This window comes from Streptomyces sp. PA03-1a (assembly GCF_033792805.1).
In the GTDB taxonomy this organism is placed as follows: Bacteria; Actinomycetota; Actinomycetes; order Streptomycetales; family Streptomycetaceae; genus Actinacidiphila.
Genome location: NZ_JARAVO010000264.1, coordinates 1 through 12,742 on the forward strand (window position 1 = coordinate 1; position 12,742 = coordinate 12,742).

At 69.6% G+C, this 12,742-nt stretch carries 14 protein-coding genes; 4 read left to right on the top strand and 10 right to left on the bottom strand.

All coding sequences use genetic code 11. The features are described 5' to 3' along the window. Nucleotides 1–295 (top strand): substrate-binding domain-containing protein (locus tag PV341_RS38465; protein ID WP_500360244.1); only part of this gene is annotated, 295 nt, incomplete at its 5' end. Between the two features lie 62 nt (nt 296–357). Here the strand turns inward: PV341_RS38465 and prcA are convergent. From prcA to arc, 6 genes are all read right to left on the bottom strand, one after another. Next, on the bottom strand, nt 358–1,164 hold the full coding sequence (gene prcA, locus PV341_RS38470) for a proteasome subunit alpha (protein ID WP_500330669.1): 807 nt from the start codon (nt 1,162–1,164) through the stop codon (nt 358–360). A 50-nt stretch (nt 1,165–1,214) separates the two neighbouring features. Next, entirely contained in the window at nt 1,215–2,060 is an 846-nt protein-coding gene (prcB, locus tag PV341_RS38475; RefSeq protein WP_500360245.1) for a proteasome subunit beta, read from the bottom strand. Beyond that, nucleotides 2,012–2,602, bottom strand: coding sequence for an endonuclease VII domain-containing protein (locus PV341_RS38480; protein ID WP_500360246.1), 591 nt, complete (start codon nt 2,600–2,602; stop codon nt 2,012–2,014). Before PV341_RS38480 ends, prcB begins: the two co-directional genes overlap by 49 nt. Before the next feature lie 9 nt (nt 2,603–2,611). After that, nucleotides 2,612–2,830: a ubiquitin-like protein Pup gene (locus PV341_RS38485; protein ID WP_354798988.1), complete on the bottom strand. Its 219-nt coding sequence runs from the start codon at nt 2,828–2,830 to the stop codon at nt 2,612–2,614. Nucleotides 2,831–2,966: 136 nt separating this feature from the next. Next, complete coding sequence (dop, locus tag PV341_RS38490; RefSeq protein ID WP_499510936.1) at nt 2,967–4,478, bottom strand: depupylase/deamidase Dop; 1,512 nt, start codon at nt 4,476–4,478, stop codon at nt 2,967–2,969. A 207-nt stretch (nt 4,479–4,685) separates the two neighbouring features. Continuing rightward, nucleotides 4,686–6,452, bottom strand: a complete 1,767-nt coding sequence (arc, locus tag PV341_RS38495) for a proteasome ATPase (protein ID WP_500330674.1) — start codon at nt 6,450–6,452, stop codon at nt 4,686–4,688. A 240-nt stretch (nt 6,453–6,692) separates the two neighbouring features. Here arc and PV341_RS38500 point away from each other — a divergent pair, with 240 nt between their 5' ends. Beyond that, entirely contained in the window at nt 6,693–6,983 is a 291-nt protein-coding gene (locus PV341_RS38500; RefSeq protein ID WP_450386264.1) for a ferredoxin, read from the top strand. 4 nt (nt 6,984–6,987) lie between these two features. Here the strand turns inward: PV341_RS38500 and PV341_RS38505 are convergent, their stop codons facing one another. The 3 genes from PV341_RS38505 to PV341_RS38515 all read right to left on the bottom strand — a co-directional run bounded on the left by PV341_RS38505 (nt 6,988) and on the right by PV341_RS38515 (nt 10,206). Beyond that, entirely contained in the window at nt 6,988–7,575 is a 588-nt protein-coding gene (locus PV341_RS38505) for a hypothetical protein (RefSeq protein ID WP_500330676.1), read from the bottom strand. 162 nt (nt 7,576–7,737) lie between these two features. After that, complete coding sequence (locus PV341_RS38510) at nt 7,738–8,646, bottom strand: tRNA (adenine-N1)-methyltransferase (RefSeq protein WP_500330678.1); 909 nt, start codon at nt 8,644–8,646, stop codon at nt 7,738–7,740. 327 nt (nt 8,647–8,973) lie between these two features. Next, a complete protein-coding gene (locus PV341_RS38515) occupies nt 8,974–10,206 on the bottom strand; it encodes a site-2 protease family protein (RefSeq protein WP_499510940.1) in 1,233 nt (410 codons plus the stop codon). Nucleotides 10,207–10,303: 97 nt separating this feature from the next. Here PV341_RS38515 and PV341_RS38520 point away from each other — a divergent pair, with 97 nt between their 5' ends. Beyond that, entirely contained in the window at nt 10,304–11,155 is an 852-nt protein-coding gene (locus PV341_RS38520; protein WP_500330680.1) for a RecB family exonuclease, read from the top strand. Between the two features lie 16 nt (nt 11,156–11,171). Further along, entirely contained in the window at nt 11,172–11,843 is a 672-nt protein-coding gene (locus PV341_RS38525; RefSeq protein ID WP_499510942.1) for a response regulator, read from the top strand. A gap of 59 nt (nt 11,844–11,902) precedes the next feature. Here the strand turns inward: PV341_RS38525 and PV341_RS38530 are convergent. Then, the coding region (locus PV341_RS38530) for an ABC transporter substrate-binding protein (protein WP_500330682.1) at nt 11,903–12,742 on the bottom strand (840 nt) is incomplete at its 5' end.

Genomic DNA, 12,742 nt, shown 5'->3' on the forward strand with positions numbered 1-12,742 from the left:
ACCCCCCACCGCCCTCATCTGCGACGACGACGTCCTCGCCGTCGGCGCCTGCAAGGCCCTGCGCCGCCACGGACTACGCGTCCCCCACGACGTCTCCGTCACCGGCTACGACGACTCCGCCCTCGCCACCGCCGTCGAACCCGAACTCACCACCGTCGCCCTCCCCGCCGACGCCGTCGGCGCCGGAGGCATGACCGCACTCCTCGACACCCTCGCCGACCGCCCCGCCACCGGCACCGAACTCCCCGTCCGGCTCGTCGTCCGCGGCTCCACCGCCCCACCACGCAACCCCTGAAACGACCGACGCCCCGGCCACCGCACAGGCGGGCCGGGGCGTCGGCAACGGGCCGGAACCCGTCACACGTCCTCGTCCAACTCCGGAAGGTCGTCGTCCCCCTCCACCGGAGCCGCAGGCGGAGCGGGCTTCTCCGACTTCTCCGCCTTCTCCACCGACGGCGCCGCCCCCTCCCCCTCCAGCAACCGCGACAACTGCCGGCCCAGGATCCGCTTGAACTTGCGCTGCTGCGGCCGCGTACGGTCCAGCACCGCGACCTCCAGCTGCTCCGCCGTGAGCTGCCGGTCACTGCCGTTGTTGTCCCGGCTCAGCGACTCCACCGCCAGCTTCAGCGCCTCCGCAAGCGTCATGCCGTCACGGTGCCGCTGGTCCAGGTAACTGCCGATCTGGTCCGAGTTGCCACCGACCGCCACCGCACCGTGCTCGTCGACGATCGAACCGTCGTGCGGCAACCGGTAGATCTGGTCCTCGGAGGGGTCCGCGCCCACCTCCGCGACGATCAGCTCCACCTCGTAGGGCTTCTCCCCCACGCTCGAGAAGATCGTGCCCAGCGTCTGCGCGTACACGTTCGCCAGGCCGCGCGCGGTCACGTCGTCCCGGTCGTAGGTGTAACCCCGCAGGTCGGCGTAGCGCACACCACCGATCCGCAGGTTCTCGAACTCGTTGTACTTCCCCACCGCCGCGAAGGCGATCCGGTCGTAGATCTCACTGACCTTGTGCAGGGCACGGGACGGGTTCTCGGCGATGAAGACGATGCCGTCGGTGTACTGCAGCACGACGACGCTGCGCCCGCGCGCGATGCCCTTGCGGGCGAACTCGGCACGGTCGGCCATGGCCTGCTGGGGTGAGACATAGAACGGCGTCGACACCGGCTATCCGTCCCTTTCTGTCAGTAGCGAGTGCATCTCGGACGACCAGGTCAGAGCAGCCCGGCCCGCGGGCCGTCCGGCAGCTCCAGCCGCCGCTCGTGGACGGCCCGGACGATCTCCGACGACTCGGCCTCGGTCAGCTTGCGGAAGCCCTCGTCGGTGATGACCGTGACGATCGGGAAGATCCGCCGCCCCAGATCCGGGCCACCGGTCGCCGAATCGTCGTCCGCCGCGTCGTACAGCGCCTGGATCACCAGCGTCGCCGTCTGCGACTCCGTGAGGTCCGGCTTGTACAGCTTCTTCATCGAGCCCCGCGCGAACACCGAACCCGAACCCGTCGCCGCGAAACCGTGCTCCTCCGAACGCCCGCCCGTCACGTCGTACGAGAAGATCCGCCCCTTCTCCCGGTCCGTGTCGTAGCCGGCGAACAGCGGCACCACCGCCAGCCCCTGCAGCGCCATCCCCAGGTTCCCCCGGATCATGGTCGACAGGCGGTTCGCCTTGCCCTCCAGGGAGAGCGTGGCGCCCTCGATCTTCTCGTAGTGCTCCAGCTCCAGCTGGAACAGCTTGACCATCTCCACCGCCAGGCCCGCCGTGCCCGCGATGCCGACCGCCGAGTACTCGTCGGCCGGGAACACCTTCTCGATGTCCCGCTGGGCGATGACGTTGCCCATCGTGGCGCGCCGGTCACCGGCGAGCACCACGCCGCCGGGGAAGGCCGCCGCCACGATCGTCGTGCCGTGCGGCAGCTCCACGGCCCCCTTCACGGCGGGCAGGGTGCGGTTGCCCGGGAGCATCCCCGGCGCGTGCGCCCCCAGGAAGTCCACGAACGAGGACGAGCCAGGCGTCAGGAAGGCAGCTGGTAGACGCCCGGTGCTACGAGTGTTGGCTTCCACACGTTTCCTTCCACGTAGGCGGCCGCCCGCCGTATGACGTCGGGCCGATCCTTGAACTGCCCCAGCGCGGCGTTGCAGCTGAAGCACAGTACGCCACGGACCCTACCCGTCCCGTGGTCGTGATCCACATGTTCGGCCGGGGCGTCCAAACAAATGCAGCAGATACCGAACTGCTCGGTGACCATGGCGTCCCGCTCGGCCTCGGTCATCCCGTACTTGCGCTTCAGATGGCCGGCCCGGCCCTCCACCGCCCGGCACGACTTGCACCGGCTCGACAGGCCGTCCGACGCGCTGCTGTTGCGGTCCCACTCGCTGTGCGGCTTGGTCTCCCCGCAACGACGGCAGTGCTTGTGCCCGTCGGGCACAAGCACTCGCGGCCGTACGTTCTTCCCTCTCGCCAACTGCCTCTGCTGGTGGTACCCGGCCCAGCACTCCCGGCAGTAGGCCTGGAGACCGTCGCGCGACGCCCTGTTCTTGGCGAACGCCTCACACGGCAGCAGTTGCTTGCACCGAGAGCACCGCTTCACGCCCCCCTCGTTCATGGATGTGGACTACTGTCCACCCTTCTGAACGAAGGAACGCACGAAATCCTCAGCATTCTCCTCGAGGACGTCATCGATCTCGTCCAGCACGGAGTCCACGTCGTCCGACAGCTTCTCCTGCCGCTCCTTGAGGTCGGAGGCGGCCTGCGCGTCCTGCGCGGTCTCCTCGACCTCCTCGGTCGAACGCGTGGCCTTCTGCTGCCCGCCGCCGGTGTCCTTGGTAGCCATGTGTCCCTCACCCCGCTCGGTGTCCATGTCCTACAAGATCAGACCCTACAAGGAGGGTCTGACTTCGGCCCCCGGTATTGCCCAACGTCCGGGGGCCACCCCGATGATTCCCGGTTCGGACGGATTTCAGCCCTGCTCAGCCGCCCGACAGGATCCGCACCAGCTCCTCCGCGGTGCGACAGCGGTCCAGCAGCTCCTTGACGTGGTTGCGGGTGCCCCGCAGCGGCTCCAGGGTGGGGACGCGCTGCAGCGAGTCCCGGCCGGGGAGGTCGAAGATCACGGAGTCCCAGGAGGCCGCCGCGACGTCGTCCGCGTACTGCTCCAGGCAGCGGCCGCGGAAGTAGGCGCGGGTGTCCTCCGGGGGCTTGCTCATGGCCCGGACGACCTCGTCCTCGGTCACCAGCCGCTGGATGCGGCCGCGGGCCTCCAGACGGTTGTAGAGGCCCTTCTCGGGGCGCACGTCGGCGTACTGGAGGTCGACGAGGTGGAGCCGCGCGGCGTCCCAGCCCAGGGAGTCGCGGCGCCGGTAGCCCTCGAGGAGCTCGCGCTTGGCGATCCAGTCCAGTTCGCCGGCGAGGCTCATGGGGTCGCCCTCGAGCCGGTTGAGCACGTCCTCCCACCGTCCGAGGACGTCCTTGGTCTGGTCGTCGGCGTCCGTGCCGAAGCGGTCCTCCACGTACTTGCGGGCGAGTTCGCAGTACTCCATCTGGAGCTGGACGGCGGTCAGTGTCCGGCCGCTGCGCAGGGTGATCAGGCGGCGCAGCGTGGGGTCGTGGCTGACCTGGTGGAGGGTGCGGACGGGCTGGTCGACGGCGAGGTCGACGTTGATGAAGCCGTCCTCGATCATCGACAGCACCAGGGCGGTGGTGCCGAGTTTGAGGTAGGTGGAGATCTCCGACAGGTTCGCGTCGCCGATGATCACGTGCAGCCGGCGGTACTTCTCGGCGTCGGCGTGCGGTTCGTCGCGGGTGTTGATGATGGGCCGTTTGAGGGTGGTCTCCAGGCCCACCTCGACCTCGAAGTAGTCGGCGCGCTGGCTGATCTGGAAGCCGTGTTCGTGGCCGTCCTGGCCGATTCCGACGCGGCCGGCTCCGGTGACGACCTGGCGGCAGACGAAGAAGGGCGTGAGGTGGCGCACGATGTCCGAGAAGGGGGTCTCCCGCTTCATCAGGTAGTTCTCGTGGGTGCCGTAGGACGCGCCCTTGTTGTCGGTGTTGTTCTTGTACAGGTGGATGGGCTGGGCGCCCGGGAGCTGGGCGGCGCGCTCGGCGGCTTCGGCCATGATGCGCTCGCCGGCCTTGTCCCACAGGACGGCGTCGCGGGGGTTGGTGACCTCCGGGGCGCTGTACTCGGGGTGGGCGTGGTCGACGTAGAGCCGGGCTCCGTTGGTGAGGATGACATTGGCCAGGCCGATGTCCTCGTCGGTGAGCTGGCTGGTGTCCGCGGCTTCTCGGGCGAGGTCGAAGCCGCGGGCGTCCCGCAGTGGGTTCTCCTCCTCGAAGTCCCAGCGGGCGCGGCGCGCCCGGTGCATCGCCGCCGCGTAGGCGTTGACGACCTGGGACGAGGTGAGCATGGCATTGGCGTTCGGGTGGCCCGGAACGGAGATCCCGTACTCCGTCTCGATGCCCATTACTCGCCGTACGGTCATGCGGCCCTCCTTGCCCGGCTGCGGCCCGTGCTGGGCCGGTCGCTCAAGTACCGCTTCGCAATTGGCCCTCGTGCGGTACCGCTGAGCCTAGAACGCGATGGCGGTGGTGGGGAGATCATTACGCGCTTTCCTGGGTGGTGCCGGGGTGAAATGCTCCGGCTGCGGGTGCCCCTGCGTGGGCACCCGCAGCCGGAGGGTGGTCGCGTGTTACAGGTACTGGCCCGTGTTGGCGACGGTGTCGATGGAGCGACCGGTGTCGGCGCCCTGCTTGCCGGTGACGAGGGTGCGGATGAAGACGATCCGCTCGCCCTTCTTTCCGGAGATGCGGGCCCAGTCGTCCGGGTTGGTGGTGTTGGGCAGGTCCTCGTTCTCCTTGAACTCGTCCACGCAGGCGGCGAGCAGGTGGGAGACGCGCAGGCCCCGCTGGTTGTGGTCGAGGAAGGCCTTGATCGCCATCTTCTTGGCCCGGTCCACGATGTTCTGGATCATGGCGCCGGAGTTGAAGTCCTTGAAGTAGAGGACTTCCTTGTCACCGTTGGCGTAGGTGACCTCCAGGAAGCGGTTCTCCTCGGACTCGGAGTACATCCGCTCGACCACGGACTGGATCATGGCCTCGACGGTGGCCCCGGGCGAGCCGCCGTGCTCGGAGAGGTCCTCGCCGTGCAGCGGGAGGGTCGTCACCAGGTACTTGGAGAAGATGTCCTTGGCCGCCTCGGCGTCCGGCCGCTCGATCTTGATCTTCACGTCCAGGCGGCCGGGCCGCAGGATCGCGGGGTCGATCATGTCCTCGCGGTTGGAGGCGCCGATGACGATGACGTTCTCCAGGCCCTCGACGCCGTCGATCTCGGCGAGCAGCTGGGGGACGATGGTGTTCTCCACGTCCGAGCTGACGCCGGAGCCGCGGGTCCGGAAGAGGGATTCCATCTCGTCGAAGAAGACGATGACGGGGGTGCCCTCGCTGGCCTTCTCGCGTGCGCGCTGGAAGACCAGCCGGATCTGCCGCTCGGTCTCGCCGACGTACTTGTTGAGCAGCTCGGGGCCCTTGATGTTCAGGAAGTAGCTCTTGCCCTGGGGCTGCCCGGTGACTTCGGCGACCTTCTTGGCAAGGGAGTTGGCGACGGCCTTGGCGATGAGCGTCTTGCCGCAGCCGGGCGGGCCGTAGAGGAGCACGCCCTTGGGCGGGCGGAGCTCGTACTCCTTGAACAGCTCGGCGTGCAGGTAGGGCAGTTCGACGGCGTCGCGGATCTGCTCGATCTGGTTGCTGAGGCCGCCGATCTGGCGGTAGTCGATGTCGGGGACCTCTTCGAGGACGAGCTCTTCGACCTCGCTCTTGGGGACCCGTTCGTAGACGTACCCGGAGCGCGGTTCGAGCAGCAGCGCGTCGCCGGCGCGGAGGGTGCCGTCCAGCAGCGGCTCGGCGAGCCGCACCACCCGCTCCTCGTCCGTGTGCCCGATGACCAGGGCCCGCTCGCCGTCCTCGAGGATCTCCTTGAGGGTGACGATGTCTCCGATGCGCTCGAACTCCATGGCCTCGACCACGTTGAGCGCCTCGTTGAGCATGACTTCCTGGCCGCGCCGGAGGCCGTCCAGTTCGACGGACGGGCTGACGTTCACCCGCAGCTTGCGGCCGCCGGTGAAGATGTCGGCCGTCTCGTCCTCGTTCGCCTGCAGGAACACACCGAATCCGGCAGGGGGCTGTGCGAGCCGGTCCACCTCTTCCTTGAGGGCCACGATCTGGTCGCGGGCCTCTCGGAGGGTGTTGGCCAGCCGCTCGTTCTGAGCGGACACGCCTGCCAGGTTGGTCTGCAGCTCGACGATCCGCTCCTCGAGAATCCTCGTGTGCCGCGGAGAGTCGGCGAGCTTACGTCGCAGGACGGCGATCTCCTGCTCAAGAAAGGCGACCTGGCTCATGGGGTCTTCCGATCCACGAGCGGGTCGGCCGCCACGGTTGATGTCGTCGTCGTGGGCCGCCACGGTCCTCACCTCCTCCAAGGGGAGCTGGACGCTTCCAGACCCTACCTGGGCCAGTAGGGGTTGAAACCCCTAGATCACAAAGACGTCCTGGGTGTGTCCGATCTTCACCCTTGCGCACGTCCTCCCGCCAGGGAGATACCCAGCCATCACCATCCGAAAGCGGCCGGTTGTATCGTCGGTTCGGTCAACGCCCGTCAAGGGCTGTCCCTTCCCGAACGATGAACGGCAGGCGAGGTAGCGGTGAGCGAGGAAGTCGTCGAGGCGCTTGAGGTCTGGATCGATCAGGACCTGTGCACCGGGGACGGCATCTGTGTGCAGTACGCGCCCGAGGTCTTCGAGCTGGACATCGACGGGCTCGCCTACGTCAAGGGCGACGACGACGAACTCCGTCAGGCACCCGGGGCGACGGTCCCGGTTCCCCTGCCGTTGTTGACCGATGTGGTGGATTCGGCCAGGGACTGCCCTGGCGACTGTATTCATGTGCGTCGGGTTTCGGACAGTGTAGAACTGTACGGACCCGACGCGGAGTGATCTGTCACACGCTGTTCGCGAGCGGTCCGGGGATCTCGTAGTAGGTCCCGGACCTCCATTCCCAGCTGTAGTCGCGCATCTGGTCGGGGCAGCAACGGGGCACGTCGTCGGTGGAGTAGCCGAGCACGGTGGCCCGCACGATGCGGCCGTCGATCTTCAGGTCCTTGAAGCTGCGCTGCTCCTTGGGATCGACGAGGGTCTCGACGATGCGCGGGGCGGCGCCGGCGTCGGGGTCCGCCGACAGCACGTACAGGCCACTGGGCGGGGTGCCGGTCTCGGAGTGGCAGCGGACGACGGCGACGGTCTCGGGGCGGCCGTCCCCGTCGAGGTCTCCCGACGCCTGGTCCACGACGTCCACGGGCGCCCCGGCGCATTCCAGGGGGAAGTGCGCGGCACGGGGGTCCGGCGGCGTCACGGCGGCGGTCGCGGGCTTGCCGGTCCTGGCGTCCGCGGCGGGCCTGCCCGTGGAGGCGCCGGCGGGCTGCACGAGCGCGGCGCTGCCTATGACGGCGGCGATCACCGCGGCGGTCGTGATCCAGTGCACCGAACGGGCTCGGGTGTGCGGAAGGGCCGGCCCTGCGGATGGCTGCACGCGCCTGTCTCCTGTGGAGTTGGTCGAGCGGGGTGGCCAGCATGGTGCCACAGGTCACAGTCGCTTGGTACGACCGGGGCCCGTGTTTCGGGAGATGTCCGCGGGGGTGTGACGAAGCGCCGCCGCCGGTCTTGCCGGCGACGGCGCTTCGGGGTCGGGTGGTTACGCTCCGCCGGTGGCCGTCTTGCCGCCGCCCGGGCCGGTGTAGTCCTCGCCGTACGCGCCGGGCGCGGGGCGCCTGCGCCGCATGGGGGGCTCGACGCCGTCGGCGAGACGGCGGGCGGTGAGCAGGAAGCCGGTGTGCCCGATCATGCGGTGGTCGGGGCGCACGGCCAGGCCCTCGATGTGCCAGGTGCGGACCATGGTCTCCCAGGCGGACGGCTCGTTGAACGTGCCGTGCTCGCGGATCGCCTCGACGGTGCGGGCGAGCTGGGTGGTGGTGGCCACGTACGCGCAGAGGATGCCGCCGGGGACCAGCGCCTTGGAGACGGCCTCCAGGCACTCCCAGGGGGCGAGCATGTCGAGGATCACCCGGTCGACGTCGGCGTCGCTGAGGTTGTCCTGGAGGTCGCCGACGGTGAGCTGCCACGCGGGGTGCGGTCCGCCGAAGTAGCGTTCGACGTTCTGGGTGGCGATCTCGGCGAAGTCGGCGCGGCGCTCGTAGGAGTGCAGCATCCCCTGGTCGCCGACGGCGCGCAGCAGGAACATGCTGAGCGAGCCGGAGCCGACGCCTGCCTCCACGACGCGTGCGCCGGGGAAGATGTCGGCCATCGACAGGATCTGCCCCGCGTCCTTGGGGTAGACCACGGCGGCGCCGCGGGGCATGGACAGGACGTAGTCGGGGAGCAGGGGGCGCAGCGCGAGGTAGGCGACGTTTCCCGTGGTTCGGACCACACTGCCCTCGGGGGCACCGATCAGCTCGTCGTGGGGGAAGGAACCCTTGTGGGTGTGGAAGTTCTTCCCGGCCTCGAGCGTGAACGTGTAGTGGCGTCCCTTGGGATCGGTGAGCTGGACCTGGTCCCCGACCTTGAAGGGCCCGCGACGGCGGGCGGCACCGGTCGGTTCGGACATGCGGACAAGCCTACCGTTCATTTTTAAGGGCTCCGTTCGCCTCCGGGGCGCTCCCCTTTTTGAGGCTCGGTTCGCCTCCGGGGCGCCCTCTGCACCTGTCGACGGTCGACCGGGCGCGATGGGCCGAGGCAGCCGCCCCTGCGGGTTGCTCCGGAGCAGCACATGGATGGACTGCCTCGGCGAGTGAGCCAAAGGGGCGCGGACGGTGTCGAAAGGGTGGGGGCACCTCCCGGCGGTAGCCGGGGGAGCGCGGAGGTCGCGAGGAACGAGTGACCGAGCACGGTCGACTGTCGACACCGTCTTGAGCGCCCCGGAGGCGAACGAGCCCTAAGAAGAAGGGCGAGCCATGGCGGCGAGGAAGGCTTTTTCGACGTCGGCGGTGGACAGGACGCCGTAGACCTCGCCGGAGTTCTCGATGACGAGGTACTCCGTGGCCGGGGTGGCACGCAGGGTGTCCAGGAGGTCCTCGCCGGCGAGTTCCGCGGAGACCTTCATGCCGGGCTTGAGGTCCTGGGCGAGGCCGGAGACGGCGACCCAGGGGCGGCGGTGTTCGGGGACGCCGACGATGGCGGCCTCGCGGACGACCGCGGTGGGGGTGCCCTGGCCGTCGACGACGACGAGGGCGCGGGCGCCGGCCTCGTTGGCCCGGCGCAGGGCCTCGGACAGCGGGGTGTCGGAGGAGACCGGCAGGGCGCGCCGGGTGAGTGAGCGGGCCTGGAGTTCGGGCAGGTGCTCGCGGAGCCGCGCCATGCGCAGGCTGTTGCCCGCGCCGGTCCAGATGATGGCGGCGAGGATGGCCGCGAGCAGGGCGTCGGTGAGGGAGTCGAAGCCGGTGGCGCCGTCCCCGCCGTCGCTCATGCCGCCGGCGTACGAGAGCAGGGGCAGGCCGACGAGGACGGCGATGGCCAGGGCGCGGCCGGTCCAGGCGGCGGCGACGGTGCCGGTCATGGCTTTGCCGCTGATCTTCCAGATGACGGCGCGGAGCATGCGGCCGCCGTCGAGGGGCAGGCCGGGCAGCAGGTTGAAGACGGCCACGAGCAGGTTGCTGATCATGAGTCCGGCGAGGAGTACGCCGGGGACGGTGTCGGGGTCGACGCCGTACATGCCGAGGTAGAAGACCCCGGCGAGGACGAGGGAGAGCAGCGGGCCGACGAAGGCGAGGACGAATTCGCGCCCGGGGGTCTCGGACTCCTTCTCGATCTCGGAGACGCCGCCGAAGAACTGCAGCTGGATGCGGCGCACGGGCAGGTCGAAGCGGAGGGCGGCGACGGTGTGGGCGAGTTCGTGGACGAGCACGGAGGCGTAGAAGGCGACCGCGAAGAAGAGCGAGACGAGGTAGCGGGCGCCGCCGAGCTCGGGCAGGACGCGGTCGAGCTGTCCGCCGAACACCCAGGTGATGAGGGCCGCGACGAGGAACCAGCTGGGGGCGACGTAGACGGGCACGCCGAAGAAGCGGCCCATGAGGATGCCGCCGCCGGGTCCCGGGGGACGTTTGGCGGGCCCGTCGTCGGGTCCGGGAGTCCTCTCGCCGCCCGGCGGCGGCTGCTGGCTCTCGCTCACTGGTTCCCCTCGTGTCGCTGACGCTCCGACGTCGATGGTATTGCCCGGTTGCGGGGACCCGACACCGGCTGTCGGCGCCACCCCGTAGGGTCCTGCCATGGGCACCAGCACCGAAGCCGTTCCTCCCAGGCCGCCGTCCTCCCTGTCGCCGTCGCGCGCCGCCGACTTCATGCGGTGTCCGCTGCTGTACCGGCTGCGGGTGATCGACAAGCTGCCGGAGAAGCCGAGCCAGGCCGCGACGCGGGGCACGGTGGTGCACGCGGTGCTGGAGCGCCTCTTCGACGTGCCTGCGGCGGAGCGGACGGCGGACCGGGCCCGGGCGATGGTGCCGGGGCAGTGGCAGCGGTTGCTGGAGGAGCGTCCGGAGCTGTCGGAGCTGTTCGCCGCCGCGGACGGGCAGGGGCTGGCGGAGTGGCTGGAGGAGGCGGCGCGGCTGGTCGAGCGGTGGTTCTCGCTGGAGGACCCGACGCGGCTGGAGCCGGCCGAGCGCGAGCTGTACGTGGAGACGGAGCTGGAGTCGGGGCTGACGCTGCGCGGTTACGTGGACCGTCTGGACGTCGCGGCGGCCTCGGGCGACCTGCGGGTGGTGGACTACAAGACCGGCCGGGCGCCGCGCCCCGAGTACGCGGACGAGGCGCTGTTCCAGATGAAGTTCTACGCGTTGGTGCTGTGGCGGCTGCGGGGCGTGGTGCCGCGCCGGCTGCAGTTGGTCTACCTGGGCAGCGGCGAGGTGCTGACGTACGACCCGTCGGAGGGTGAGCTGCGGGCGGTGGGCCGGAAGCTGGAGGCCCTGTGGGAGGCGATCACGCGGGCCACGGAGTCGGGTGACTGGCGGCCGCGGCCGAGCCGGTTGTGCGACTGGTGCGACCACCGGGCGGTGTGCCCCTCTTTCGGGGGGACTCCCCCACCGTATCCGCTGCCCGTGGTGGGGAAGAATGGGGAGTCCTGAGGGCGAAGGAGATCTTGTGGCTATTCGCGTCCTGTTGGTGGACGACCAGCCGCTGCTGCGTACGGGCTTCCGGATGATCCTGGAGGCCGAGGGCGACCTGGCGGTGGTCGGCGAGGCGGGGGACGGCCAGCAGGCCCTGGAGCAGGTGCGGGTGCTGCAGCCCGATGTGGTGCTGATGGACATCCGCATGCCGCGGATGGACGGGGTGGAGGCGACCCGGCAGATCACCGGGCCGGGCCGGGACGGTCCGGCGAAGGTGCTGGTGCTGACCACGTTCGATCTGGACGAGTACGTGGTGGAGGCGCTGCGTGCGGGGGCGAGCGGCTTCCTGCTGAAGGACGCTCCGGCGCACGAGCTGGTGCAGGCGATCCGGGTGGTCGCGGCGGGTGAGGCGATGCTCGCGCCGAGCATCACGCGGCGTCTGCTGGACAAGTACGCGGGGCGGCTGCCGTCGGGTGAGGAGCCGGTGCCGCAGGCGCTGCACACCCTCACCGAGCGGGAGGTCGAGGTGCTGAAGCTGGTGGCGCGCGGCCTGTCGAACGCGGAGATCGCCGCGGAGCTGTTCGTGAGCGAGACGACGGTGAAGACCCACGTAGGGCATGTGCTGACGAAGCTGGCGCTGCGCGACCGGGTGCAGGCGGCGGTGTACGCGTACGAGAGCGGACTGGTGCGCCCCGGGGCGCAGTAGCGTCCCCAGGGCGTTCGTCGCGTCGTGGTCCGGGCCGGGCGGCCCGGACCAGACGGCGGCTAGGAGGTCGAGACGCCCTTCTGGATCTCCCAGAAGCGGAAGATGGTGGACGGGTCGAGGGTCCACTCCAGGCCGTTGATGTTGTCCTTGGACACCACGTACTGCTTGCCCTGCCACAGCGGGATGATCGGGACGTCGTCGGCGACGATGTCCTGCAGTTCCTCGAAGTCGCCGCTGGTCGCGGCGCGGCCGTCCTCGGCGGCGGTGCGCGGGATCAGCTCGCCGGTGATCTTCTTGTTGACGTAGTTGTTGGACAGCACGTTGCCGTCACCGAAGAACGGGGCGGTGAAGTTGTCCGGGTCCGGGTAGTCCGGCACCCAGCCGCGCACGTACACGGCGTACTTGCCGGCCTCGATGTCCTTGGCGTACTGGTCGGCGTCGGCGCTCTTGACGTCCACGTCGAACAGCCCGCTGTCGTTGAGCTGCTTGGCGATCGCCTTCAGCTCCGCCACGGTGCCCGGCCCGAACCGCACCGGCGTCGCCCACAGCGTGAAGGACACCTTGCTCGTGATCCCCGCCTGCGCCAGCACGGCCTGCGCCCCGGCCCGGTCGCCGCCCTCGCCGTAGCGGTCGAAGAACGCGGTGTTGTGACCGGTGATACCGGCCGGCACGATCGAGTACAACGGGGTCGCGGTGCGCTGGTAGACGTCCCGGATGAACGCCTTGCGGTCGATCAGATAGGCCACCGCACGCCGCACCGCCTTGTCGCCCACCACCGGGTCCTTGAGGTTGAACACCAGGTGCTGGACCTCGGCGCCGGTGCCCTCCACGACCTGGATCCCGGTGTCGCCGGCTATCGAACTGCTCTGCAGCGAGGCGATGTCGGCCGAGTCCAGACC